This is a genomic window from Sphingosinicella sp. LHD-64, assembly GCF_031157375.1.
GTDB lineage: Bacteria > Pseudomonadota > Alphaproteobacteria > Sphingomonadales > Sphingomonadaceae > Allosphingosinicella.
In genome coordinates, this window is record NZ_JAVIFV010000005.1 from 100,727 (window position 1) to 123,254 (window position 22,528).

The following is a 22,528-nucleotide window of genomic DNA, read 5'->3' on the forward strand; positions in this document are numbered from 1 at the left end:
CCCTGTCCGAGCACTTCAGGCAGGCGGGCGGTTTCCCGCCGCCCTCCCAGCGGGCGGCAGGGGAGGGACTAGTGGACGAGCGCCGATGTCTCTCCGAAGGGGTGGCGCCGTACGGTGCGGATGATCTGGCCGCCCGCGACCAGCGCCGCATTCTCCAGCGGCAGCGCGGTGCCGCAGAACGCGCATTCGGCCATGATCCGGCCGATATACCAGTGCGCCCGCCCGCAACCCGGGCAGTGATTGGTCTCCTGGTCGCGATAGACGATGTGATAGCCGCGCTGCGCGGCGGGGGGGACAAGGCTGCCGCCGCGGTCCTCGAGAACGTTCGTCGCCATACTTCGGCTCCTTCAAACTCACGCCTGTGCGCTCCAACGGACCTGCCGGGCACAAGGTTGCATGGACGCCGGATGAACGGTTCGGCGCCGTTACCTTCGGCTCGATGGCGCCCGAGTAGCTGAAAAGACGACGGGGAGCGCCGAGCCGTGGAATTCCCGCGCCATGCGGAACCCGAGGCGTGTCTCGCGCGCTTTGTCGACCATGACATTCCTCCTTCACGATCGGCCGGACAGCGCGGCGTTTCAGGCCCTGATCCTGACCGAGGCCGAGGCGGCCCGTCAGCAGGCCGAACGCAGCTGGCGTGTGGCGCGCACGCGCCGCCTGCCCGATTTTCGCGGCGGAGCCTTCCAGTGAGACGCCGCTATCGGCCGCTCGCGGCCGGCGTGATGGCGTTCGCGCTCGTCCTCGCCGTCGCGCTGGTCCTGACCTCGGGCGGGGACGCCGGCAGCGAGGCGCCCGCCAATGCCGCCGCACTGGCCCGCATCGCCGCGCAGAATGACGACGCCGCCAGCCGCGCGGCCTCGCGGATGCGAGAGGATTCGGCGCGGGCCGCCGCCGCGGCCGATGCGCGCGCCGATACCGACATGGCATCCGTCGACCTTCCCTAGGTTCGGGCACCGGGTTTTCACGAGGGCAATGGTTACCGCGTCGTTAACCTTTATCTGTCAACTTCCGCCCTGACGCACGCCCCCAGGACCCCTACCCCCCCGGGCGTGCCATTGCGAGAGGCCCGCCGCGCTCCGGTCGCGGCGGGCCCTTTTTTCTCGTCGTCCGTCTAGACGACCCGCCGACCGGAGATCAGCTGGAAGATGAGGACGACGACCGCGATCACCAGAAGGGCATGAATGAGGCTGCCGCCGACGCTGAACGAGAAACCCAGCAGCCACAGCAGCAGAAGAATGCCGATAAGGGTCCAAAGCATATCCAAGCTCCTATCGAACGCCGGTTCGACCGGCCTTATGAAGCCGGAACGTTGCCTGGCGGGCTCTGTTCCGGCTCCGCGTTCGTGAAGCGTGGGTCTCTCGCGCCGGCCGAGGGACGGTCGATCGCCCCTAAACCGTCCCCAGCGCCTGATCGAAATCGGCGATGAGATCGTCCGGATCCTCGACGCCGATCGAGATGCGCACCAGATTGTCGGTGATGCCGAGCGCCGCCTTGCGCTCCGGCGGGACCGACAAATGGGTCATCGCGGCCGGGCAGCTCGCCAGCGTCTCGGTGCCGCCGAGGCTGACCGCGAGATGGGCGATCTTGAGCGCGTCCAGAAAGGCGAAGCTCTCGCGCTCCCCGCCCTTGAGGTAGAGCGAGAAGGTCGATCCCGCGCCGGTGCAATGGCGCCGGTAGATGTCCGCCTGCCGCCCCTCGGTCAGGAAGCCGAGATAGCCGACGCTCTCCACCTTCGCATGGTCCTTGAGGAAGGCGCAGACCTTCGCGGCATTCTCGCCGGCGCGGCTCATGCGCAGCTCCAGCGTCTCGAGGCTCCGCAGCAGCATCCATGCCGTGTTGGGATCGGTGATCGTGCCGATCGTGTTGCGGAGCATGCGGATCGTGTTGATCAGCTCCTTCGAGCCGGTGATCCCGCCCGCGACCAGATCGCTATGGCCGCCGGCATATTTGGTGAGGCTATAGACCGAGAGGTCGGCGCCGTGTCGCAGCGGCTGCTGCCAGAGCGGCCCGAGGAAGGTGTTGTCGATCGCTATCGGCGGGCGCTCGCCCTCGGCGAACAGGCTGTCGCGGACCTTGCGCACCGCCTGCACGTCGACCAGCGCGTTGGTCGGGTTGGCCGGGCTTTCGAGATAGATGAGCGGGACGCGGCCCTGCGCCTTGGCCTTGCCGACCACATCGGCGATCTCGTCCTCGGTCGCGCCGGCCGGGAAATCGAGCCAGGTGATGCCGAACCGGCCGAGGATGCGGCCGATCAGCGTCTCGGTCGCCGCGTAGAGCGGCCCGGAATGGACGACGACATCGCCCGGCTGGACGAAGGCGAGCAGCAAAGTCGCGATCGCCGACATGCCGCTGGAAAAGGTCAGCGCGTCCTCGGCGTCTTCCCAGAGGCCCAGCCGGTCCTCGAGGATCTCCTGGTTCGGCCCGTTGAAGCGCGAATAGACGAGGCCCTCGGCGCCGCCCGGCCGCTTTCCGGTCACGCCCTCGAAGTGGCGCTTGCCGGCGGCCGCATTCTCGAAGACGAAGGTCGAGGTGAGGAAGATCGGGGGTTTGAGCGAGCCTTCCGACAGGGCCGGGTCGAAGCCGTGGCCCATCATCAGGGTCGAGGGCTTGAGCTTGCGCCCGCCGATTTCCAGCACGTCGGGCTTGGGGCGACGACGGGGAGTCGCGCCGGTCAGGTCGTTTTCGTCGGTCATTGTGCATCCCTTTGTTCGGCCAGCCGAAGCTGCCGCCTGGAAGACCGGGCCTGCCGGGATGAGACAGGCCCACCGGCCGCGACGAGCGGCCCAGGGGGTGAGGTCCGTTGCCCGCGCGCTTCCTAGCCCAGGTCGCGGTGTTGCCGCTAGCCCCGACCGCTCCGGCTAGGGACCTCAGCATGATCCTGATGTGCGGCTGTCGAGCACCAGCGCCGGAAATGGCGGGAGGTCGGAGAATTGGAAGGTCCGGGAAAAGGCTGGTGCCGCTTGGGGGACTCGAACCCACGACCCCATCATTACGAATGATGTGCTCTACCAGCTGAGCTAAAGCGGCATGCCCGGAAAAGAGCGCGCCCCTTATCAGCGCGTTCGCCCAAAGACAAGCGGCCGCCCCGGCGATTAGGCTTAACCATATCTCAACCACGCGCGTGCACCTTTCGCTCCGAGCAAGAACGGCGGGGGCCTCAGCGCCAGATGGACAGCTTTCGGGGATTCGAGGACGAGACGGCGCTGACCGGCGTGCCGGAGGAGGAGCCGGCGATGGAGGCGCCGCCCGAGATCGGCGTCGACGAGCGGCGCATGCATGTGCGCGCCTACAATTACTGGGTCTCGCTGCTCGACGGGCGTGCCTATCCCTCGATCGAGGACATCGATCCGCACAGCCTGGCCGATTTCGGTCCGCACAGCGTGCTGGTCGATTTCTCGAAGAACGAGCATGATCCGGCGATCGCCTTTCTCGGGGCGGCGCTGCGCGACGAATGCGGGCTCGATCAGGATCTGGACAGCATCGGCCAGGTGCCGAGCCGCTCGCTCCTGTCCCGGCTCACCGACCATTATCTCCAGATCATCGCCAATAGCGCGCCGATCGGATTCGAGGCCGAGTTCGTCAGCCATCGCGGCCACAACACTCTCTATCGCGGCATCCTGATGCCGTTCTCGTCGAACGGCGAGGCGATCGACTTCATCTACGGCGTGATCAACTGGAAGGAAGTGGCCGACGGCGAGATGCTGAACGGCATTCATGGCGAGGTCGGCCGCGCCATCGCCGCGGCGCCGGCGCCGTCGGAGAATCCGGTGTGGGCCGACGGTCCCCATGCCGATTTCGATGCGCACGCGATCGAGGCTGCGCCCGAGCCGTTGGACGATGCGACGCTGAGCCTGTGGCCGGAGGCCGACGGCCTCGCCGACAGGCTGGTCGCGGCGCGCGAGTCGGCCGAAGCCGCGCGCGGCGACGCGCAGCGCAGCCGCAGCGCCCTCTACCGGGCGATCGGGCTTGCTCATGATTTCGCGCTGGCGACGCAGGACGATCCCGAAGGCTATGCCGAGCTGCTCGAGGATGCCGGCCTCAAGGTCCAGGCGCGCGCGCCGATGACGCCGATCGTGAAGCTCGTCTTCGGCGTCGGCTACGACAAGACCCGCCTCACCGAATTTGCCGCCGCCCTCGCCTGGGCGGAGCGCAGCTGCGTGCCCGCCGGCGCGTTCGCCGAGCTGATCGAGCGCCATGACGGGGGCCTCAAGGCGATCGTCGCCGAGGAGCGCGCCTTCCGCCGCCCCGCGCCGAAGCCCGACCGCTGGACGGAGATCCGCGCCGAACTGCAGGCCCGTCCGCCGCTTGCGAGGGTGGACATCGCCGTCGACGGCACCGAGGAATTCGTCCTGCTCGTCGCCCGCCGCGAGGGCGAGGGGCTCGCCATCGTCGCCCCGATCGCCGACCCGCGCCTCGTCGACCAGGCCCTCCGCAAGACCGCCGCCTGAAGCCGGAACGGCCACGGGAGTATCCGAGGCCCGCTTCCGAATGCTATAAGCCGCCGCGCAAGGGGGTTCGTCGGAGTCGGACCATGCGCATCCTTCCGTCCCTCGTCCTCGTTGCCCTCGCCGCACCGGCATTCGCCCAGGACGCGGTGCGCACCGTCGAGGTCGATCTTGCGAGCTTCTCGTTCACCCCGAGCACGATCGAGCTTCGTGCCGGCGCGCCGATCGTGCTGAAGCTCGTCAACACCGGGCGCGGCGGGCACAATTTCTCGGCACCGGAATTCTTCGCCGCGGCCCGGCTCGCGCCCGGGCAGGCGGCAATTGCCGAAGGCACGGTCGAGGTCCCTTCACGTCAGACGATCGAGGTCCGGCTGACCCCGGCGCGCGGCCAATACAGCCTGCGCTGCACCCACACGCTCCAAACCGCGTTCGGCATGCGCGGCGAGATCGTCGTCCGGTAAACTCCGCAAGCCTTGCTCGTCTGCGGACGGCAGGTCTATAGGCCCGCCATGAGGCGCGTCGCGCCGGTCCCGGGAGCGGATGGAATATGGCATCCAAGAGTAAGGTTGCGGAGGACGCCGCCCGTCGGCGTCTGCTGGACAGTCTCGTCCATGCGTTGTGCGACGGCGCGCTGCCGGGGGAGCTGGAAGGCTTTACCGCCGACGACCGCCAGGCGGCGGCCGAATTCATCGCCGACGCCGCCTATCTGCGCCCGCCCGGCATGGCACTGGTCCGCCTGGAATCGACCGGGACGCAGCTCGGCCAGCGACGCATGCGGCTTGTCATCGCCAATGACGACATGCCGTTCCTGGTCGACTCCGTTGCCGCCGCCATCTCGGCCCGCGGGCTGATCATCCACCGCCTGCTCCACCCGGTGATCTGCATCGCGCGCGACGCGGACGGCGCGCTGGTCGGGCTCGACGCCAAGGGCGACGGCACCAAGGCGCGCGAGTCGATCATGTATCTCGAGATCGACCGCGCCGACGCCCGCATCCGTTCCGAGCTCACCGCCGAGCTGCACCAGGCGCTCGCCGACGTCCGCGCCGCGGTCGCGGATTGGCCGCAGATGCAGGCGCGGATGCGCGCCGATGCGGTCGAGGTCGACGATCCGGAAGTCCGTGCGCTGCTCGAATGGTTCGCGGACGGGGCGATGACCTTGCTCGGCTTCGAGGTCGAGCGGCCGGGCAAATTCTCCTCCGAGGGCCTCGGTCTCTATCGCAAGCCGAACCCGCCCGACGAGGAAGGCGGCTCGGAAAGCGCGGTGCGCTTCTTCGAGAAGAGCGGCGAGGCGCTGCTCGCCGCCAAGGCCGAGCGCAAGTCGACGGTGCACCGTCGCGTTCCGCTCGATCTGATCGTGGTGCCGGTCCGCGACGGCAAGAAGGTTGCCGGCATCGGCGTCCATGCGGGCCTGTGGACCAGCCAGGCGCTCTCCGCCCCGGTCGAAGAGGTGCCGGTGCTGCGCCGCCGCCTCGCCGAACTGGAGACCGAATTCGGCTTCGATCCCAGGGGTCATAGCGGAAAAGGGCTCCGGCACGCGATGACCTCGTTGCCGCATGACCTGCTGATCAACCTCGACAAGGAGTCGGTGAAGACGCTGGTCGTCACCGCCATGTCGCTGGCGGACCGGCCCCGGCCCACCCTGACGCTGGTGCGTTCGATTCTGAAGGGCCACCTCTTCGCGTTCGTCTGGCTGCCGCGCGACGAGCTGACGACGCGCCGCCGCGTCGAGATCGGCGAGATGATCGAGCGCGCCGCCAAGGGCACGATCGGCAGCTGGTCGGTCGATCTCGGCGACGGTGACCTCGCCCTCGTCCGCTACACGCTCTCGATCAGCACCCGGACGCCCACGCCCGATTCCGCCGAGCTCGACCGCCAGCTCGACGATATGGTGCGCGGCTGGGGCCCGGCGGTGGAGGGGCGCCTGACCGAGCTGGTCGGCGCCGCCCGTGCCACCCGCCTCGCCCTCGGTTTCGCCGGCGCCTTCCCGCTCGCCTATCGCGGTCGCTATCCGATCGAGGACGCGGCCGAGGACATCCTGCGCCTCGATTCGCTTGGCGACGAGCGCGCCCGATCGGTCCGCTTCTATCGCCTGCCGATCGATCCGGAGGAGCATCTGCGCCTCAAGATCTACCGGCGCGGCGGGCTGGTGCCGCTGTCCGACGTGGTGCCGGTGCTGGAGAATTTCGGCTTCCGCGTGCTGAAGGAAGCGCCGACCCGCCTCGAAGGCGGCGTCACCGGCCATATCCACGAGTTCACGGTCGAGACCGCCGGTGCCGCGGCCGCGGAGTCGCTGATGGCGCGCACCGACATGATCGAGGCGACGATCGCCCAAGTGCTCGAGGGGCGTGCCGAGAACGACGCCTTCAACCAACTGCTCGTCTCGGTCGGGCTCGATCCCAAGGGCGTCGTGCTGCTCCGCGCCTGGTTCCGTTACCTTCGCCAGACCGGCCTCTCCTACGGCCTCGCCACCGTGGTCGAGGCGCTGCGCAAGGCGCCCGATGTCGCCCGGGGGCTCATCGCCCTGTTCGAGGCCGGCCACGATCCCGCGCTGACCGGCGACCGCGTCGAGGTCGTGAACGCGGCCGAGGCACGGATCGCCAAGGGCCTCGCCGCCGTCGCGGCGATCGACGAGGACCGCATCCTGCGCCTGATCCGCGGCGTCATCGTCGCCATCCTGCGGACCAATGCCTTCGCGCCGGCCGCCGGGGAGGCGCTCGCCTTCAAGCTCGACTCCGCCGCCGTGCCGGGCCTGCCGGCGCCGCGGCCCTGGCGCGAGATCTGGGTCTATTCGCCGCGCATCGAGGGCATCCACCTGCGCGGCGGCCCGATCGCCCGCGGTGGCCTCCGCTGGTCCGACCGGCGCGACGATTTCCGCACCGAGATCCTCGGCCTGATGAAGGCCCAGCTCGTCAAGAATGCGGTGATCGTGCCGACCGGCGCCAAGGGCGGCTTCTATCCCAAGCAGCTCCCGCCGGCCTCGGATCGCGACGCCTGGCTGGCGGAGGGGACGGAAAGCTACCGCAGCTTCATCCGCTCGCTGCTCTCGGTCACCGACAACATCGTCGACGGCAAGGTCGTCCATCCCGAGAGCGTGACGATCCGCGACGGCGAGGACCCCTATTTCGTCGTCGCCGCCGACAAGGGCACCGCGACCTTCTCCGACGTCGCCAATGCGATCGCGATCGAGCGCAAGTTCTGGCTCGGCGACGCCTTCGCCTCGGGCGGCAGCCAGGGCTACGATCACAAGGCGATGGGCATCACCGCCAAGGGTGCCTGGGTCTCGGTCCAGCGCCACTTCCGCGAGATGGGCGTCGACGTCCAGAAGGATCCGATCGCCGTCGCCGGCTGCGGCGACATGTCGGGCGACGTGTTCGGCAACGGCATGCTGCTTTCCAAGGCGATCAGGCTGGTCGCCGCCTTCGACCACCGCCACATCTTCCTCGATCCCGATCCCGATCCGGCCAAGAGCTGGAAGGAGCGCAAGCGGATGTTCAATCTGCCGCGCTCCAGCTGGGCGGACTACGACAAGGAGCTGATCTCGAAGGGCGGCGGCGTGTTCCCGCGCAGTCAGAAGTCGATCCCGCTCTCCAAGCCGGTCCGCGCGCTGCTCGGCGTCGAGGCCGAGGAGATGGAGCCGGCGGCGCTGATCAACACGATCCTGCGTGCCCAGGTCGACCTCATCTGGTTCGGCGGGATCGGCACCTACATCAAGGCGACCCACGAAAGTAACGTCGATGTCGGCGATCCCGGCAATGACGCGATCCGGGTGAGCGCGACCGAGGTCCGCGCCAAGGCGGTCGGCGAGGGCGCCAATCTCGGCGTGACGCAGGCCGGCCGCATCGAATTCTCGGACGTCGGCGGGCGGATCAACACCGACTTCATCGACAATTCGGCCGGCGTCGACTGCTCGGACAACGAGGTCAACATCAAGATCCCGCTCAATCGCGAGATGCTCGAGGGGCGGCTCGAATTCGAGACCCGCAACGCCCTCCTCGCCGAGATGACCGACGAGGTCTCCGATCTCGTCCTCGAGGACAACCGCCTGCAGACGCTGGCGCTGTCGATCGCCGAGCGCGGCGGCGCCAATGCGATGCCGCAGCTCATCCGCGCGATCGAGATCCTCGAGGAAAGCGGCCGGCTCAACCGCGCCGTCGAGGGGCTGGACTCGAACGAGGAGCTACTCCGCCGCGCCCAGCAGAACCGGGGCCTCACCCGGCCCGAGCTGGCGGTGCTGCTCTCGACCACCAAGATGCGGCTGCAGGCCGCGATCGAGGCCGCGGAGTTCCCGAGCGATCCGACACTGGAGCCGGAGCTGCTCGCCGCCTTCCCCAGGCCAATGCAGGAGCGCCATCGCGACGCCATCCTCCAGCATCGCCTGAGGAAGGAAATCATCGCGACCAAGGTCGCCAACCGTTTCGTCAACCGGCTCGGCATCATCGCGCCCTTCGCGCTGACCGAGGAGGAGGGCGCGTCCTTCGGCCAGACCGCGGCGGCCTTCATCGCCGCCGAGCGGCTGTTCGACATGGCGCCGCTCTGGGCGGACATCGAGAAGGCCGACATTCCCGAGCAGGTGCGCCTCGCTTTGTTCGACCAGGTGGCCGACGGCCTCCAGCTCCACGTCGCCGACCTCCTGCGCGCGACCTCGCCCGATCGCACGCCGGGCGAGATCGTCGCGGAGCTCAAGCCCGGGCTCACCAAGCTTCGGACGAACCTCGACGATCTGCTGCGACCGCAACCGCGGGCGGAGGCGCAGGGCCTGCGCGACCAGCTCGATTCGATGGGCGCGCCACGCGGCCTCGCCGACCGGATCGTCCGTCTGTTCGAGATGAACGGCGCGGTCGGCCTTGCCGTGCTCGGCCGCAAGCTCGGCAGCGACGAGATCGCGCTGACCCACGCATATTCGCAGCTCGGCGAGGCGCTGGGCCTCGACTGGGCGCAGGCCGCGGCCACGCAGTTCCAGGCGCGCGACCAGTGGGAACGCCTGCTCACCGCCGGCCTCGCCCGCGATTTCGAGCAATTGCGGCTCGACTTCCTCGAGCGGCGCAAGGCCGACGACCCGGGCGCGGTGGTGGCGAAGTGGGTGGCCGATCAGGGCGCCCGCATCGACCAGTTCCGCCGCATGGTCGAGCGCGCCCGCACCGCCTCGATCACCACGGCCCCGATGCTCGCCCAGATCGCGACCCAGGCGCGGGTGCTGCTCGCGCGCTAGGCCGACGCAAGGACGGCAGCGCTCATCCGGTTGATCTAAATCAACCGGAATTACAGTGGCTTGTGTGGAACCTCGCCAAGCGGGCGCGCGTTCGTGCGGGCGTGCCCGATCGGGCACGCCCGAGGAGAGGATGACCCATGAACAACGAAAACCGGAACGACCGCCAACAGCAACAGCAAGGCGGGCAGGACCGTGATCGCCAGCAGGGCGGCCAGGGCCAGAATCAGGACCGGCAGCAACAGCAGCAGGGTGGCGATCGCGACCGCCAGCAGGGCGGTCAGGCAGACCGGGACGATCAGGAGCAGCGCGGCGGCCAGATGAATCAGGGCGGCGCGGGCGAGCAGCAGCGCTGACCGGCAAGCTTCCGTGCGAGGAGGAAGGGCCGTCCGGGTGGTCCGGGCGGCCCTTTTCAGATGGCGCGAAAGGGCCCTACCGGCAGCGCACCTCGCCGCGCTCGACCTCGCGGCCGATCGCCGCGCCGGCAGCGGCGCCGATGATCGTGCCGATTGTCTCCGACCCGCCGGGGGCGATGATGTTGCCGAGGATGCCGCCGGCGACGCCGCCGACGATGAGGCCGGTCGTGCCGTCGCTGCGCCGGCAATAATAGCGCCCGTCGCGGCCGCGATAGAGCCGGTCCCCGCGCGCCAACCGCCGCTCGCGATAGCTGGGGTGATCGCGATAATAGCGGTCGGCGTAATAGCCGTTGTAGCGCGGATCGGGGCGATTGTAGTCATAGGCGCTGTAGCCCTGCCAGCCGCCGTCGTCGCCAGAGGTCGTGCATCCCGCGGACAAGGCCGCAGCCCCCGCGGCCGCGATGATCGCGATGCGCATGAGTCATCCTCCCTGTTGTTCGTGATGGGGGAGTAATGATCCGGCACCGGAATGGTTGCATCGTGCCTGACACGATCCCGGCCGACCGTGTCCGTCAGCCGAGGTTGAGCCGCACGTTCTGCTCGGCGGCACACTGCCGGATCGACTCGTTCTGGCCCGCACCGGCGAGCACCTTGTCGACGGCGCAGCCGCACAGGGCGGCAACGTCCGTGCCCTCGGGCACGTTGCCCGGCGCGCCGCTGGTGCAGTCGGCGAGCAACGCCGCGCGGCTCTGTCCGCCGGCGGTGGCGCTGCCATTGTCCGGCGCCGCCGCATTGCCTTCCGGCACCGGTCCGGTCGGCGGAACGGAGAGATTGGCGGGCGCCGCGCCGTCGGTCGCGCTGACCGGAGCGGTGTTGCCGGCATCGGCGCTGCTGTCGTTCGCGGCGCTGCCGGCATTGTTGCAGGCGGCGAGCGCGAGGGCGAGGCCGGTCAGGATAAGGCGCATGAGATCGTCCCCTTGAGCGGGTCGTGCCCGCGATCGCGAATAGGACAGGCCGGGTACGGCTTGTAAAGCGAAGATCATGGTGCGCTGCTCAGTGGTAGGGGGCTCCTCGTGATACGAGGACGGGAAGGGTAACATCGTGCCGGCCGTGAGGCCCATCCGGAGCGAAGCCGAGCGTCCGCGGTTGTCTGGGTCACGAGGAAGGAAGGCGGCGATGCTGAACGCGAGGAAGGTGGCGACGCGGCTGCCGGCGCAGGATCTGGACCGGGCGCGGACCTGGTATGCCGAGAAGCTGGGGCTGGAACCCGCCGAGGAACGGCCGGGCGGATTGCGTTACATGGTGGGCGGATGCGAGTTCGCCCTGTTCGCGTCGACCGGCCAATCGGGCGGATCCTTCACGCAGATGAGCTTCGAGGTCGCGGACCTGCGCGCCACCGTCGATGCACTCAAGGCGCGCGGGGTGGCGTTCGAAGACTATGATCCGCCGCTCGCCACGATCGACGGCCAGCATCCGAGCAAGGGCGTCGGCGAATATGGCGCCTGGTTCCGCGACAGCGAAGGCAATCTGCTCGGCGTCGGGCAGGTTTTCTGACGCCATACGGCGGGCCGAGGCCGTGATGCGGCCGCTCTCGGGGCCGGCGGCAGGCTCCGCGTTCGGCCGAGCCGCGGCCGCCCGAGGGGGAACCGACAGGAACTTTGAGCGTCAGGCCCGGGAGTCAGGAGGCGGCCATGACCTTGCGCGCGATCGCCCTCAACTGCAGCCTCAAGCGCGCCGGCGGCGGCGAGACGAGCTCGACCGACCGGATGATCGGCCTGATCGCCGACGCGCTTCGGGAGCGGGGCGTGGCGTTCGACGGGACGATCCGCATCGTCGACCATGACGTGAAGCCGGGTGTCACGTCCGACGAGGGCGACGGCGACACCTGGCCCGAAATCCGGCGGCGCATCCTGGCGTGCGACCTCCTGATCTTCGGCACGCCGATCTGGATGGGCCAGATGTCGAGCGTGGCGAAGCGGGTGTGCGAGCGGATGGACGCCTTCCTCGGCGAGACCGACGACGCAGGGCGGATGCCCAGCTTCGGCAAGGTCGCGCTGATCGCGGTGGTCGGCAACGAGGATGGGGCGCACGGCGTCACCGCCCATCTCGGGCAGGCTTTGGTCGACGTCGGCTGGACCCTGCCGCCCTCGCCGGCCTGCTACTGGGTCGGCGAGGCGATGGGCAAGACCGACTTCCAGCAGCTGGACAGGGTGCCGGACAAGGTGGCCGGGACGGTGGCGATGGCGGCGGCGAGCGCGGCGCACCTCGCCGGCCTGCTGAAGGCGCAGCCCTATCCGGGCGTGACGGCGGACCGGAAGGCCTAGTCGACGGGAACGAGCGCGGCCTGGGCGGCCGCCTTACGTTTCTCCTCCTCGGCACGCAGGCGATCGCTGCGGACGGCGCGGGCGGCCATCACGTCCCAGGCGGCGGCGGCGCGCAGGCAGCGGTCGCGGACATTGGCGAGGCCGGCGGCATCGGCTTCGGCGCGCGCCTCGTCGGCGCGGGTGCGGTAGAAATCGGCACTGGTGGACATCGGACGTCGGTCTCCTTCACAAGCCTCCCTCAGCCCGCCCGGCATGTGCCGGACGGGCCGAAGGTCCTCCCCTTGACCGGGGAGGGAAGCCCGCCCCCTCAGGCGCTCTGCAGATTGACCGCGCTGGTCTTGCCGCGCTGGTCCTGCTGGAGCTCGTAGGACACGCGCTGGTCCTGATTGAGCGTCGCCATGCCGGCCTTCTCGACCGCGCTGATGTGGACGAAGGCGTCGCTGCCGCCGTCCTCCGGCGCGATGAAGCCGTAGCCTTTCTGGGCATTGAAGAACTTCACTTTTCCAATGGGCATTTTCACTTATCCTTTCTGGGCGGGCGGGCCGGAATTGGCGCGCCCCATTGGGATGGGGTCAAGGGCCGGGGCTCACAGCCCCAGCCAGCGTTCGCGCATCGTCCGCACCCGCGGCCGCGGCACGCGGGGGTGCGCCTTGCGGGAATGCCGGGTCGCGAAGCGCCAGGCGAAGAACGCGCAGGCGCCGGCCAGCAGCGCGATGAGCGCCCAGGCGATCAGCAATCGGGTCTCCATGGCTCAGAGCGCCGGCGGCCGCAGGCCGGAGCCGAGGCCGACTCCGTCGAGCATGGTGCGGCGGCGAAAATCGATCCGGTCGCGGAACAGATCGGCGAGCGCGACATGGGCGGCGCGCGCCTCGTCGCTGCTGGCCTGGGCGGCGCGCACGCGCTCCTCGCCCTCGCGATGGATGAGGTGGTTGAGGTCCACGGATGTCGCTCCTTCGTTGCAAGCGGGAGCGCGGAAGAGCGGCGGGACCGCCGATCGAAGCGGAGGCAGGCCTCCGCAAGTCTCTCAGTCACCGGCAGGCTCACGGAAGAATGGAGGCCGGCGATGGGGCAAGTGTACACGCTTTCGGCGAAATGACCTAATCCGGCGGAAAGGCGCCGGTTTCCCCCGGATTGCGGCGCGGCGGCCGCGCGACTCGTCATTCCCGCCCCGCCGCGCAGGCGGTGAGCCAGGCGCGGTCGTCGTCGCTGAGCGGGAGGCGGCTGGCGGGGACGCGGGGCGTGCCCGCGGTGCGGGACAGGCCGGCGCAGCTGGCCGGCTGGCCCGGGCGGGCGGTGAACAGGCGGCCGTTGCAGACAGAGCGGGTGAGATCGTAGCGGCCCCAGCCGGCCTGCACCCGCTCCTCGGGCGGGATGCCCGGGGGCACCTGGCCGGCGCACCAGGTGTTGGTCTCCGATCCGGGATCGCCGCAGATCCGGTCGAAACGGACGCGGTTGCCCTCGGCGATGCCGACGAGGCGGTGGGTGTACCAGGCGTTGGTCGCGAAATCCTGCTGCATGCCGCACACCCGCGCACCACTCTGCACCATCGTCGTCCAGGCGCAGATCGACGACCCCCGATAGTCCTCGCAGCTCTGCCAGCTGCCGGTGAACGGGGCGGGGGTTGCGCGCTCGGTGCGCGCCGAGGCGGCGGGGATCAGCACGGCGACGAGAAACATGGCGGCAATACGCATACGGGCCCTCCCTTTGCGAGCCGCCGCCTACCAGCGGCCGCCGGCCTCCTCGATCGCCTTCAGGAGCGCGCGCTTGGACGGCGTCCTGCGCTTGCCGCTGTTGCGGGGGGGCTCCGGGTCGCCAGCGGCGGCGCGGCGGCGCACGAGATCGCGACCGAAAGCGGCCATATCGACCGGCTCGCCCGGCCCGTCATTTGCCTTGGATGTCTTCGATGCCATGATCGCCGCACGTTTCTTCCCGGATGCGCCGCTCAAGATAGTCGCGATCGAGGTCGGGATAAAGGCGGAGCAGCGCCTGCGCCTGACCGCGCATCTCCGGAGCGGTGCCGCTCGCATATTGGCCCATCCGGTCGGCGATCATGTCCTCGACGGAAAGGATGCGAAACAATGCCGTCTCGCCGATCGGGCGGACGAGCCCGATCCGATCCGGATCGACCGTGCCGCCCATCGGCGTGCTGGCGACGATCTCGACACCGAGCCGCAGCTCTGGATGGACCCAGCCGAGTGGCGTATGCCCGGGGCCGCCGGGACGGACGAAGCCGTGCCGCCGCAACTCCTCCTCCAGCTCGGGCTGAACAGGCGAGGCAAGGTCGATGTCGCCGGTCATCAGCGCGCTCGCCGAATAATATTCCACCGCCGCTCCGCCGACGAGGATGGGCCGGGGCAACCCGCGAGCGTGCATCGCATCGCTGATCCGGGCGAGCAGGCGCAAGGCAGCGACAAGCTCCGGACGCCATGGCGCGGTATCATCGGTCATGAGATCTTGTCGGCGCGGGCGACTGCGGGGGCAAGGCCGATTTGAAAGGAGGCGGGTCCGGCGAATCGTCACTGCAATCACCGCCCTTTCCGGACCCGCCGGGCACTGGCGCTGCGACTTCGCCGAACCAGGCGGCGCGCCGGGCTTCGGCGCGGGCGCGGGCCCCGGCTTTCTCGGCGGCCAGCCCGGCGTCGAGCGCGGCCTGTTCGTCCGGCGAAAGCATGCGGCGGTAGGTGCGCTCGCCATAGTCGCCATGTTCGATGCCGTCGAAGCCGGGCGGCGGCGGATAATCGGTCCACCATTCGTCCCCGTCCTCCTCCCACACCTGGTGCGGATCGCGGGTCTCGTCGTCGCAGGATTCGGGGTCTTCGCTCTCGTGAAGTTCACGAAGTTCACGATCTCGCAGAGCTTCGTCCCCTTCCTCCCCGGCGGCCCCGGCGAGCATGGCGAGGCCCTCCGCGCGCCGGTCCCCGCCGAGCGCGTCGAGATAGTCGTCCCAGCGGGCGACGAGGGCGAGATGGGGCGCGCCGGCCTCCTCGGCGCGGTCGACGCGGGTGTCGAGCCGTTTGAGCACCGACATGGTGAGGCGGTTGTCGTAGCGGTGCCGCTCGGCGACGATGACGCCGTCCTTGTAGATGCGGTCGACGACGCCGTTCAGCGCGCGCGAATAGGCCTCGTCGGCGAGCCGCGGCCGGGCCATCGCCTGCCCCGCGTCCCAGCCGGCGGCGAACAGCGGATCGCGGTCGCGCAGATTGTAGGCCGAACGCGCGCTCATCCCCACCGCCTCGCAGGCCTCGATCACGATGCCGCACTCTGCGAACCGCTCGAGGAAGCGGCGCATCTTCTCCGGCGTCCAGCCGTCGTGGCGCAGCCGGCGCGTTTCGGACAGCGCGGTGCCGGGATCGCGCGGCACGAGCGGATCGACGATGTCGGGGAGGTGGCCCTCGATCCAGCCGATGCGGGCCCTTCGAGACGGGTCTTCGTCTTCGCTCAGCCCCTCCTCAGGATGAGCGGAATGGAAGGGGTCGGGGGCGGCGGCGAAGGGCGCGGCGGCATCGGTGGATGCGGCGTCGCCCGGCGGGGTGCGATGCGTGTCCATCCGCAGGATAGATCAAATCAAATCCTACATTGCAAGCTTTTTGTTCTTTGTTTGTTCTGGTCTCGACGCGGGAATTCAGGGCGCCGTCACCGTAAGCGCGATGAACAACGCGATGATGAGGCCGATGGCCACGCCCGTGATCGTGCCGGCCGCGACACCGCGCATCAGCACCTTGTGTTCCGCGTTCGTCATGTCTCTCTCCAGGCTCCGCCCTATCCTATGACAAACCCGACCCGGATGTAAGCTGTCGCGGGTCGGCTTTCGTGCATCCGCCACGCATCGACGCGCGAGGGGGAGTTTGGTGCACTGTCACCGTAATCCGTCACCGTAATCCACCGTAATCCGTCACCGTAATCCCCGGAATTGTAGGTATAGTGTCCCCGGAACCCGCTAGTAACCTTCATAAGAAGAGATGGCTCTTCTTCGACCCGCACGAGCAGCCACAAATTCCTCCTTCGCCTTTAGGAGGCATTCACCAAAGGCACCTCGCTTTAATTCGTTATCGACGAACCATACGCATGACGCCTGCCCATTAACGACCTTTTCCACGGTCATGTACGGGCCACCAGATTGAAGGATGACCTGATCACCAGGCTTGAATTCATGGTCGCTCATTCAGTGCTTCCTCTCAGCTCATCAGCGCGCCTGTAACCCGCATTGGTAACTTGAAACACTTCGCCGTTGCTGCCCCTGGCGGTTAGGTAGGAAAGAGCAATTAACTCCTCCAGCGCGGCCTCCCATTTCGCGGACGACCGAGCATTTCCTGGTTCTCCAAACGTATTTCCGTTCGTTTGGATATGTTGTCCATTCATTGTGGATATCGTCATAACATATCCACTTGAGTCAGAGCTTGCTTCCAGCAATAGCTCCGTAGCCTCTTCAGACAGCTCTGAAGTTTCAGCGGGTAAAGGGTCATTTCTTTCCGAGTTATCTAAAACTCCACGAATATAAGGATTTGAGTTCAGTTGAATTTGCAACTGACTTTCAAACATAACTCGGAATTCAGCGGGGTTTGTAAAAGTTGCGACGAGTCCTCGCTCAAAACACCAGGCTTTAAAATCCTGAACTTTTGCGTACTGCTCAGCATCAATGGACTGCGGGGCAACTGGCGCGTCCGAGAAATATACCATGGCAGGTTTTCCAGCGTCGACGTGCCGAGAAATTTCCTCCACCGTGCCGCTTTGAAAATCGCCCGTTGGCGTGCCAAGCTTGGTCCAAAATACTCCTACCAACAAATCGCAATTTTCTAAAAGACGCTCGTTGATTATACCCTGAGCGCGGCCTGACAGCTCAGGGGCAGCGTGAGTTTCCCAGCCCACTGACATGAGAAGCGTTCTCTTGGAGTAGCCGTTGATAAAGTTCCAATTGTTGATGATGGAACGAATATCGTCCCGTTGCTCAGATACGTCACCAGGAGATGCAATCATGACGGGAAGTACGGATGCGCGATATGCCATTCTAGCTCCCCGCTGCTTTAGATAATTACAGAGTGTAGATAGAAAAAATCACTCTACAACCTCGCGCGCACGAAGCTTTGAAGAAGACCGCCCTTCGACAAGCTCAGGACGAACGGAGGCGCTGAGGAGCGGGGCGAGGTACTGGCCGGTGTATGAACGCGGCTCATTGGCGACCTCCTCCGGCGTCCCAACCGCGACAATCTCCCCGCCTTTATCGCCCCCCTCCGGCCCAAGATCGACAATCCAGTCCGCCGTCTTGATCACCTCGAGATTGTGCTCGATCACCACCACGCTGTTCCCCTGCTCCACCAGCGCGTGGAGCACCTCCAGGAGCTTGCGCACGTCCTCGAAGTGGAGGCCCGTCGTGGGCTCGTCGAGGATGTAGAGGGTCTGGCCGGTCGCCCGCCGCGACAGTTCCTTGGCGAGTTTGACGCGCTGGGCCTCGCCGCCGCTCAAGGTCGTCGCCTGCTGGCCGACCTTGATGTAGCCGAGGCCCACCTCGGCCAGCATCGCCATCTTGTCGCGGATCGGCGGGACCGCCTTGAAGAATTCGACCGCGTCCTCGACCGTCATGTCGAGCACGTCGGCGATCGAGCGCCCCTTGAACTTCACCTCCAGCGTCTCGCGATTGTAGCGCGCGCCGTGGCAGACGTCGCAGGTGACGTAGACGTCGGGGAGGAAGTGCATCTCGATCTTGATCAGGCCGTCGCCGCTGCACGCCTCGCAGCGGCCGCCCTTGACGTTGAAGCTGAAGCGGCCGGGCTTGTAGCCGCGCGCCTGCGCCTCCGGCAGCCCCGCGAACCAGTCGCGGATGTTGGTGAAGGCGCCGGTATAGGTGGCGGGGTTCGAGCGCGGGGTGCGGCCGATCGGCGACTGATCGATGTCGATCACCTTGTCGAGATAGTGCAGGCCCTCGATCTTCTCGTGGCGGCCGGCCTGAAGGCGGGCGCCGTTGAGGTGGCGCGCGGCGGCCGCGTAGAGCGTGTCGATGGTGAAGCTCGACTTGCCCGAGCCGGAGACGCCGGTGATGCAGGTGAAGGTGCCGAGCGGGATCGAGGCGGTGACGTTCTTGAGGTTGTTGGCGGTGGCGCCGGAGAGGGTGAGCTTCTTGCCCGTCCCCTTGCGACGCTTGTCGGGGAGCGGGACGGCGCGGCGGCCGGTGAGATAGTCGGCGGTCAGCGATTTCTCGTTCGCCAGCACCTCGTCGAGCTTGCCGCGGGCGACGACCTCGCCGCCATGGACGCCGGCGCCGGGGCCCATGTCGATGACGTAATCGGCCTGGCGGATCGCGTCCTCGTCATGTTCGACGACGAGCACGGTGTTGCCGAGATCGCGCAGGCGCTTGAGGGTGACGAGGAGGCGGTCGTTGTCGCGTTGGTGGAGGCCGATGCTCGGCTCGTCGAGGACGTAGAGGACGCCGGAGAGGCCGGAGCCGATCTGGCTGGCGAGGCGGATGCGCTGGCTCTCGCCGCCCGAGAGGGTGCCCGAGGTGCGGTTGAGGTCGAGATAGTCGAGGCCGACATTGTTGAGGAAGCCGAGCCGCTCGTTGATCTCCTTGAGGATCGCGCGGGCGATTTCGTTCTGCGTGTCGGTGAGCTTCTCGTGCAGCGTCTCGAACCAGGCGAGGGCGTGGCGGACGGAGCGGGCGGTGGCCTGGCTGATATGCTCGCCGGCGATCTTCACCGCGAGCGGCTCGGGGCGCAGGCGCGCGCCGTGGCAGATTTCGCAGGGCTGGGGGGTCTGGTACTTGCTCAGCTCCTCGCGCATCCAGGCGGATTCGGTCTGGAGGAGGCGGCGGTTGAGGTTGCCGATGACGCCGTCGAAGGCCTTCTCGACCTCGTAGGACTTGCGGCCGTCGATGAAGCGCAAGGTGACCTTGCGGCCGCCGGTGCCGTTCAGGATGACGTCGTGGACGCTCTCGGGCAGCTCCTTCCACGGCGTCTCCAGGCTGAACTCATAGGCGCGGGCGAGGCTGGCGAGGACCTGCATGTAATAGGGGCTGGGCGGGTTGGACTTCGCCCAGGGGACGATGGCGCCCTTCTTGATCGAGAGATTCTCGTTGGGGACGACGAGGTCCGGATCGAAGAGCTGCTTCTCGCCGAGGCCGTCGCAGCCGGGGCAGGCGCCCTGCGGGGCGTTGAACGAGAAGAGGCGAGGCTCGATCTCGGCGATGGTGAAACCGGAGACCGGGCAGGCGAATTTCTCGGAGAAGGTGATGCGGCCGGCGGGGGCGTTGTCGGAGAGAATAGCCCTCTCTCCTTGGGGGAGAGGGTTGGGTGAGGGGGTTCGGAGGTCGGGAGCATTCGCAGACTCAGGACCCCCTCCCCCTGCCCCCTCCCCGCCGGCGAGGGGGGATTGAGCGGCGTCGGCAGGGTCGAGATAGACGAGGCCGTCAGCGAGCTTGAGGGCGGTTTCCAGCGAATCCGCCAGCCGGGTCTCGATGCCTTCGCGGACGACGAGGCGGTCGACCACCACCTCGATGTCGTGCTTGTACTTCTTGTCGAGGGCGGGGGCCGCGTCGATCTCATGAAAGACGCCGTCGATGCGGACGCGGGTGAAGCCGGCCTTCTGCCACTCGGCCAGCTCCTTGCGATACTCGCCCTTGCGGCCGCGGACGACCGGGGCGAGCAGGTAGAGCCGCGTGCCTTCCGGGAGCGCCATGACGCGGTCGACCATCTGGCTGACGGTCTGCGCGGCGATCGGGAGGCCGGTCGCGGGCGAATAGGGGGTGCCGACGCGCGCCCAGAGCAGGCGCATGTAATCGTAGATCTCGGTGACCGTGGCGACGGTGGAGCGCGGGTTACGGCTGGTCGTCTTCTGCTCGATCGAGATGGCGGGAGAGAGGCCCTCGATATGATCGACATCGGGCTTCTGCATCATCTCGAGGAACTGGCGGGCATAGGCCGAGAGCGACTCGACGTAGCGGCGCTGCCCCTCGGCATAGATGGTGTCGAAGGCGAGGCTCGACTTGCCCGAGCCGGAGAGGCCGGTGATCACCGTCAGCGTCTCGCGGGGGATGTCGACATCGACATTCTTGAGGTTGTGCTCGCGCGCGCCGCGGACGGAGAGATGCGTCAGCATAGAGATATCTGTTCCAGATTTGTTCTTGGTCTATCGAGGGTTGCGCCGGGCGTCAACGCAGGTCTTGCGGAGATGGGTTCGAGGGCGAGCGAAGGCAAGGACGCTGAGCCTGCCGGGCAACCAATGCGGGCCGTGCGCCTTGGCGGCCGGGAATCCCGCGATCGCACAACGAAACTGTCCGGCCATTGCCGATATGGCTTGCGGTCGGCGCGAAACCGGCAATAGTCACCGACTCGAAACATATCCAAGCAATTCCAATATCGTTCGCGTGGATTGAACCGGCGGACCGATTGAGGCTGTCGAGTCGATGGGGCGAGTACAAGGGGGTCATATGATCGAATATGTCGCTGGCGGGGATTTCGGTGCGGTGAACCAGGACTATGTCTGGTTCGATGCGCTCGGGCGACAGGAGCAGCCGACGATTACGCGTCTTGCCGACGGCGGGTTCGTGATCAGCTGGATCTCGGATTCCGACCTCTACGTGCAGCGCTTCGACGCACAAGGACAAAAGCTGGGGGGCGAGCAGCTGATGGCCGGTCCGACCTCGGTCCTGCAGGCCTCCGTCGTCGGCCTCGGGTCCGGTGACTTTGTCGTCGCATGGTCGGAGACGGCATTCGAGCCCGGCGTGCAGACCCGAATCCAGGCGCGCACGTTCGACGCGTCCGGCACCCCGAAGGGTGATGCATTCACCCTCGCATCCGGAACCGAGCAGCAGCCCCATCTGGCGGCGCGCGGCGATGATGAATTCGTCGTCGTCTGGACCGACAATGGAAGTTCGGGCGTCAGCAATATCAAGGCGCGCGTCTTCAGCGACGATGGCACAGCGATGACCGGAGAGATCGTCGTCACCTCGAATGGCTCCATTAACAGCTATGACCCGGACGTAGTGGTGCAGGCTGACGGCGATTTCGTCGTAACATGGACGGGTCCCAATGCGGGCAGCTTCACGGCCGCGAACGGCCAGGTGTTTGACGGAGGTGGCAATCCCAAGAGCGCGGTGTTCTCCAGCCGCGATTTCCCCGACCTCCCGAGCTTCCACGAGGGATTCTTCACGTCCATTGCAATGCTGGCCTCGGGCGAGTTCGTGATGACGTGGACCGACTCCGCGGGCAATTCGACAAGGGTCTTGGCCCAGCGTTACACAGCGGACGGAGCGCCGATCGGCGCCTATTTTCGGGTCAATCCCGCAGATGGGGTGGCGGCGGGTCAGCCGTCCGCGACAGCGCTCGATGATGGCGGGTTCCTGGTCACCTGGCGCCCGGAGGTTCCAGGCGAAGGCCCCAATTATTTCCAGCAGGGTGATATCTGGGCTCAGCGGTACGATGCCATCGGCAATTCGATCGGTGCCCCGTTGGTCGTCAACACGACGACGGCGCTCGGCCAGGACCTACCCGCTGTGGCCGCCTTCGGTTCCGGGGATTTCGCAGTGGTGTGGCGTACCTGGGACGATGTCGGCGAGAGCTACATCGCGATCCGGACGTTCTACTCTGCGACCACCGGCACCTCCAGCGCGGAGACCATCGTGGGGACTGCGGATGCGGACGCGATCCGCGGTCTCGACGGCGCCGACACGCTTCAAGGTCTCGACGGGCGCGACCTGCTCGATGGCGATGCGGGAGACGATATCCTGGAAGGCGGCGATGGCGACGACGTTCTTCACGGCGGCAACGGGCGTGACATTCTTTACGGTGGTTCGGGCGACGACCTATTGAACGGCGACGGCAACACGACGGGTCCCAGTGGGGATACGCTGTACGGCGGCGACGGCAACGACACGCTGATCGCGGACGACACGGCGCTTGGGACCAGGCTCTACGGCGAGGGCGACGACGATCATCTGGTCGTCGGCTCCAATATCGTGACCGCGGACGGCGGGGACGGCGACGACTGGATCGAGGTGACCGGGGGGAACGTCACGGTTGTCGGCGGCGCCGGCAACGATCTCATCTTCTACAACGGCACCACGTTCAGCCTTATACCGGGCAGCATCGATGCCGGCGCTGGCGACGACCGGATCGTCTTCGTAAGGACGGGCAATCGGGCGACGCCGGTCACGCTGGGGACGGGGCAGGACGTGGTCGAGGTCCGCGGCTTCGGCGCGCGCATTTCCGA

At 67.5% G+C, this 22,528-nt stretch carries 25 protein-coding genes and 1 tRNA gene; 9 read left to right on the forward strand and 17 right to left on the reverse strand.

What is annotated here, in order from left to right; translation table 11 throughout:
• Positions 1–68 precede the first annotated feature (68 nt).
• Positions 69–335: a hypothetical protein gene (locus RCO27_RS17920; protein WP_309004083.1), complete on the reverse strand. Its 267-nt coding sequence runs from the start codon at positions 333–335 to the stop codon at positions 69–71.
• Between the two features lie 202 nt (positions 336–537).
• On the opposite strand from RCO27_RS17920, the gene RCO27_RS17925 reads away from it, so the two are divergent.
• Positions 538–690: a hypothetical protein gene (locus RCO27_RS17925; RefSeq protein WP_309004084.1), complete on the forward strand. Its 153-nt coding sequence runs from the start codon at positions 538–540 to the stop codon at positions 688–690.
• Positions 687–944, forward strand: a complete 258-nt coding sequence (locus RCO27_RS17930; protein WP_309004085.1) for a hypothetical protein — start codon at positions 687–689, stop codon at positions 942–944. Before RCO27_RS17925 ends, RCO27_RS17930 begins: the two co-directional genes overlap by 4 nt.
• A 167-nt stretch (positions 945–1,111) precedes the next feature.
• Here the strand turns inward: RCO27_RS17930 and RCO27_RS17935 are convergent, their stop codons facing one another.
• The 3 genes from RCO27_RS17935 to RCO27_RS17945 all read right to left on the reverse strand — a co-directional run bounded on the left by RCO27_RS17935 (position 1,112) and on the right by RCO27_RS17945 (position 3,027).
• Complete coding sequence (locus tag RCO27_RS17935; RefSeq protein WP_309004086.1) at positions 1,112–1,258, reverse strand: lmo0937 family membrane protein; 147 nt, start codon at positions 1,256–1,258, stop codon at positions 1,112–1,114.
• Positions 1,259–1,388: 130 nt separating this feature from the next.
• Complete coding sequence (locus RCO27_RS17940) at positions 1,389–2,693, reverse strand: cystathionine gamma-synthase family protein (RefSeq protein ID WP_309004087.1); 1,305 nt, start codon at positions 2,691–2,693, stop codon at positions 1,389–1,391.
• A 258-nt stretch (positions 2,694–2,951) separates the two neighbouring features.
• A tRNA-Thr gene (locus tag RCO27_RS17945) sits at positions 2,952–3,027 on the reverse strand.
• 140 nt (positions 3,028–3,167) lie between these two features.
• On the opposite strand from RCO27_RS17945, the gene RCO27_RS17950 reads away from it, so the two are divergent.
• From RCO27_RS17950 to RCO27_RS17965, 4 genes are all read left to right on the forward strand, one after another.
• Positions 3,168–4,448 (forward strand): hypothetical protein, encoded by a 1,281-nt coding sequence (locus tag RCO27_RS17950; protein ID WP_309004088.1) that lies wholly within the window; start codon positions 3,168–3,170, stop codon positions 4,446–4,448.
• 83 nt (positions 4,449–4,531) lie between these two features.
• Positions 4,532–4,906: a cupredoxin domain-containing protein gene (locus RCO27_RS17955; protein ID WP_309004089.1), complete on the forward strand. Its 375-nt coding sequence runs from the start codon at positions 4,532–4,534 to the stop codon at positions 4,904–4,906.
• A gap of 86 nt (positions 4,907–4,992) precedes the next feature.
• Positions 4,993–9,654: an NAD-glutamate dehydrogenase domain-containing protein gene (locus RCO27_RS17960; protein ID WP_309004090.1), complete on the forward strand. Its 4,662-nt coding sequence runs from the start codon at positions 4,993–4,995 to the stop codon at positions 9,652–9,654.
• 137 nt (positions 9,655–9,791) lie between these two features.
• Positions 9,792–10,007 carry a hypothetical protein gene (locus RCO27_RS17965; RefSeq protein WP_309004091.1) on the forward strand — a complete coding sequence of 72 codons (216 nt, stop codon included), beginning with the start codon at positions 9,792–9,794 and terminating at the stop codon, positions 10,005–10,007.
• A 76-nt stretch (positions 10,008–10,083) separates the two neighbouring features.
• Here the strand turns inward: RCO27_RS17965 and RCO27_RS17970 are convergent, their stop codons facing one another.
• Positions 10,084–10,485 carry a glycine zipper 2TM domain-containing protein gene (locus RCO27_RS17970; RefSeq protein WP_309004092.1) on the reverse strand — a complete coding sequence of 134 codons (402 nt, stop codon included), beginning with the start codon at positions 10,483–10,485 and terminating at the stop codon, positions 10,084–10,086.
• A 94-nt stretch (positions 10,486–10,579) separates the two neighbouring features.
• Positions 10,580–10,972: a hypothetical protein gene (locus RCO27_RS17975; protein WP_309004093.1), complete on the reverse strand. Its 393-nt coding sequence runs from the start codon at positions 10,970–10,972 to the stop codon at positions 10,580–10,582.
• A gap of 211 nt (positions 10,973–11,183) precedes the next feature.
• Between RCO27_RS17975 and RCO27_RS17980 the strand changes: the two genes are divergently transcribed.
• Both RCO27_RS17980 and RCO27_RS17985 read left to right on the forward strand, forming a co-directional pair.
• Positions 11,184–11,561, forward strand: a complete 378-nt coding sequence (locus RCO27_RS17980) for a VOC family protein (protein WP_309004094.1) — start codon at positions 11,184–11,186, stop codon at positions 11,559–11,561.
• A 137-nt stretch (positions 11,562–11,698) separates the two neighbouring features.
• Entirely contained in the window at positions 11,699–12,331 is a 633-nt protein-coding gene (locus RCO27_RS17985; RefSeq protein ID WP_309004095.1) for an NAD(P)H-dependent oxidoreductase, read from the forward strand.
• Here the strand turns inward: RCO27_RS17985 and RCO27_RS17990 are convergent.
• The 11 genes from RCO27_RS17990 to uvrA all read right to left on the reverse strand — a co-directional run bounded on the left by RCO27_RS17990 (position 12,328) and on the right by uvrA (position 20,416).
• Positions 12,328–12,540: a hypothetical protein gene (locus tag RCO27_RS17990; protein ID WP_309004096.1), complete on the reverse strand. Its 213-nt coding sequence runs from the start codon at positions 12,538–12,540 to the stop codon at positions 12,328–12,330. The two genes, RCO27_RS17985 and RCO27_RS17990, sit on opposite strands and share 4 nt — an antisense overlap.
• Positions 12,541–12,638: 98 nt before the next feature.
• Entirely contained in the window at positions 12,639–12,845 is a 207-nt protein-coding gene (locus RCO27_RS17995) for a cold-shock protein (protein ID WP_309004097.1), read from the reverse strand.
• A 72-nt stretch (positions 12,846–12,917) separates the two neighbouring features.
• Complete coding sequence (locus RCO27_RS18000) at positions 12,918–13,079, reverse strand: hypothetical protein (protein ID WP_309004098.1); 162 nt, start codon at positions 13,077–13,079, stop codon at positions 12,918–12,920.
• Positions 13,080–13,082: 3 nt separating this feature from the next.
• Positions 13,083–13,271 (reverse strand): hypothetical protein, encoded by a 189-nt coding sequence (locus tag RCO27_RS18005; RefSeq protein ID WP_309004099.1) that lies wholly within the window; start codon positions 13,269–13,271, stop codon positions 13,083–13,085.
• 217 nt (positions 13,272–13,488) lie between these two features.
• Positions 13,489–14,022 carry a hypothetical protein gene (locus RCO27_RS18010; protein ID WP_309004100.1) on the reverse strand — a complete coding sequence of 178 codons (534 nt, stop codon included), beginning with the start codon at positions 14,020–14,022 and terminating at the stop codon, positions 13,489–13,491.
• Positions 14,023–14,049: 27 nt separating this feature from the next.
• Positions 14,050–14,241: a hypothetical protein gene (locus RCO27_RS18015; RefSeq protein WP_309004101.1), complete on the reverse strand. Its 192-nt coding sequence runs from the start codon at positions 14,239–14,241 to the stop codon at positions 14,050–14,052.
• Positions 14,213–14,779 carry a hypothetical protein gene (locus tag RCO27_RS18020; protein ID WP_309004102.1) on the reverse strand — a complete coding sequence of 189 codons (567 nt, stop codon included), beginning with the start codon at positions 14,777–14,779 and terminating at the stop codon, positions 14,213–14,215. The genes RCO27_RS18015 and RCO27_RS18020 overlap by 29 nt, the downstream gene beginning before the upstream one ends.
• Positions 14,769–15,878 (reverse strand): hypothetical protein, encoded by a 1,110-nt coding sequence (locus RCO27_RS18025; protein ID WP_309004103.1) that lies wholly within the window; start codon positions 15,876–15,878, stop codon positions 14,769–14,771. The genes RCO27_RS18020 and RCO27_RS18025 overlap by 11 nt, the downstream gene beginning before the upstream one ends.
• A 390-nt stretch (positions 15,879–16,268) precedes the next feature.
• Complete coding sequence (locus RCO27_RS18030; protein ID WP_309004104.1) at positions 16,269–16,493, reverse strand: DUF2158 domain-containing protein; 225 nt, start codon at positions 16,491–16,493, stop codon at positions 16,269–16,271.
• Positions 16,490–17,335, reverse strand: coding sequence for a hypothetical protein (locus RCO27_RS18035; RefSeq protein ID WP_309004105.1), 846 nt, complete (start codon positions 17,333–17,335; stop codon positions 16,490–16,492). The genes RCO27_RS18030 and RCO27_RS18035 overlap by 4 nt, the downstream gene beginning before the upstream one ends.
• Before the next feature lie 48 nt (positions 17,336–17,383).
• Positions 17,384–20,416, reverse strand: coding sequence for an excinuclease ABC subunit UvrA (uvrA, locus tag RCO27_RS18040; RefSeq protein ID WP_309004106.1), 3,033 nt, complete (start codon positions 20,414–20,416; stop codon positions 17,384–17,386).
• 367 nt (positions 20,417–20,783) lie between these two features.
• Here uvrA and RCO27_RS18045 point away from each other — a divergent pair.
• Positions 20,784–22,528, forward strand: a 1,745-nt coding sequence (locus RCO27_RS18045) for a calcium-binding protein (protein ID WP_309004107.1), incomplete at its 3' end; no start/stop codon positions are given.

Excerpts from the sequence above, each read along its gene's own strand:
- RCO27_RS17950 (WP_309004088.1), top strand. The coding sequence starts at position 3,168 with ATGGACAGCTTTCGGGGATTCGAGGACGAGACGGCGCTGACCGGCGTG.
- RCO27_RS18020 (WP_309004102.1), bottom strand. The coding sequence starts at position 14,779 with ATGACCGATGATACCGCGCCATGGCGTCCGGAGCTTGTCGCTGCCTTG.
- RCO27_RS17970 (WP_309004092.1), bottom strand. The coding sequence starts at position 10,485 with ATGCGCATCGCGATCATCGCGGCCGCGGGGGCTGCGGCCTTGTCCGCG.
- RCO27_RS17920 (WP_309004083.1), bottom strand. The coding sequence starts at position 335 with ATGGCGACGAACGTTCTCGAGGACCGCGGCGGCAGCCTTGTCCCCCCC.
- uvrA (WP_309004106.1), bottom strand. The coding sequence starts at position 20,416 with ATGCTGACGCATCTCTCCGTCCGCGGCGCGCGCGAGCACAACCTCAAG.
- RCO27_RS17960 (WP_309004090.1), top strand. The coding sequence starts at position 4,993 with ATGGCATCCAAGAGTAAGGTTGCGGAGGACGCCGCCCGTCGGCGTCTG.
- RCO27_RS18025 (WP_309004103.1), bottom strand. The coding sequence starts at position 15,878 with ATGGACACGCATCGCACCCCGCCGGGCGACGCCGCATCCACCGATGCC.
- RCO27_RS17935 (WP_309004086.1), bottom strand. The coding sequence starts at position 1,258 with ATGCTTTGGACCCTTATCGGCATTCTTCTGCTGCTGTGGCTGCTGGGT.
- RCO27_RS17965 (WP_309004091.1), top strand. The coding sequence starts at position 9,792 with ATGAACAACGAAAACCGGAACGACCGCCAACAGCAACAGCAAGGCGGG.
- RCO27_RS17925 (WP_309004084.1), top strand. The coding sequence starts at position 538 with ATGACATTCCTCCTTCACGATCGGCCGGACAGCGCGGCGTTTCAGGCC.
- RCO27_RS18030 (WP_309004104.1), bottom strand. The coding sequence starts at position 16,493 with ATGAGCGACCATGAATTCAAGCCTGGTGATCAGGTCATCCTTCAATCT.
- RCO27_RS17975 (WP_309004093.1), bottom strand. The coding sequence starts at position 10,972 with ATGCGCCTTATCCTGACCGGCCTCGCCCTCGCGCTCGCCGCCTGCAAC.
- RCO27_RS17980 (WP_309004094.1), top strand. The coding sequence starts at position 11,184 with ATGCTGAACGCGAGGAAGGTGGCGACGCGGCTGCCGGCGCAGGATCTG.
- RCO27_RS17940 (WP_309004087.1), bottom strand. The coding sequence starts at position 2,693 with ATGACCGACGAAAACGACCTGACCGGCGCGACTCCCCGTCGTCGCCCC.
- RCO27_RS18000 (WP_309004098.1), bottom strand. The coding sequence starts at position 13,079 with ATGGAGACCCGATTGCTGATCGCCTGGGCGCTCATCGCGCTGCTGGCC.
- RCO27_RS17955 (WP_309004089.1), top strand. The coding sequence starts at position 4,532 with ATGCGCATCCTTCCGTCCCTCGTCCTCGTTGCCCTCGCCGCACCGGCA.
- RCO27_RS18010 (WP_309004100.1), bottom strand. The coding sequence starts at position 14,022 with ATGCGTATTGCCGCCATGTTTCTCGTCGCCGTGCTGATCCCCGCCGCC.
- RCO27_RS18035 (WP_309004105.1), bottom strand. The coding sequence starts at position 17,335 with ATGGCATATCGCGCATCCGTACTTCCCGTCATGATTGCATCTCCTGGT.
- RCO27_RS17985 (WP_309004095.1), top strand. The coding sequence starts at position 11,699 with ATGACCTTGCGCGCGATCGCCCTCAACTGCAGCCTCAAGCGCGCCGGC.
- RCO27_RS17990 (WP_309004096.1), bottom strand. The coding sequence starts at position 12,540 with ATGTCCACCAGTGCCGATTTCTACCGCACCCGCGCCGACGAGGCGCGC.
- RCO27_RS18015 (WP_309004101.1), bottom strand. The coding sequence starts at position 14,241 with ATGGCATCGAAGACATCCAAGGCAAATGACGGGCCGGGCGAGCCGGTC.
- RCO27_RS17995 (WP_309004097.1), bottom strand. The coding sequence starts at position 12,845 with ATGCCCATTGGAAAAGTGAAGTTCTTCAATGCCCAGAAAGGCTACGGC.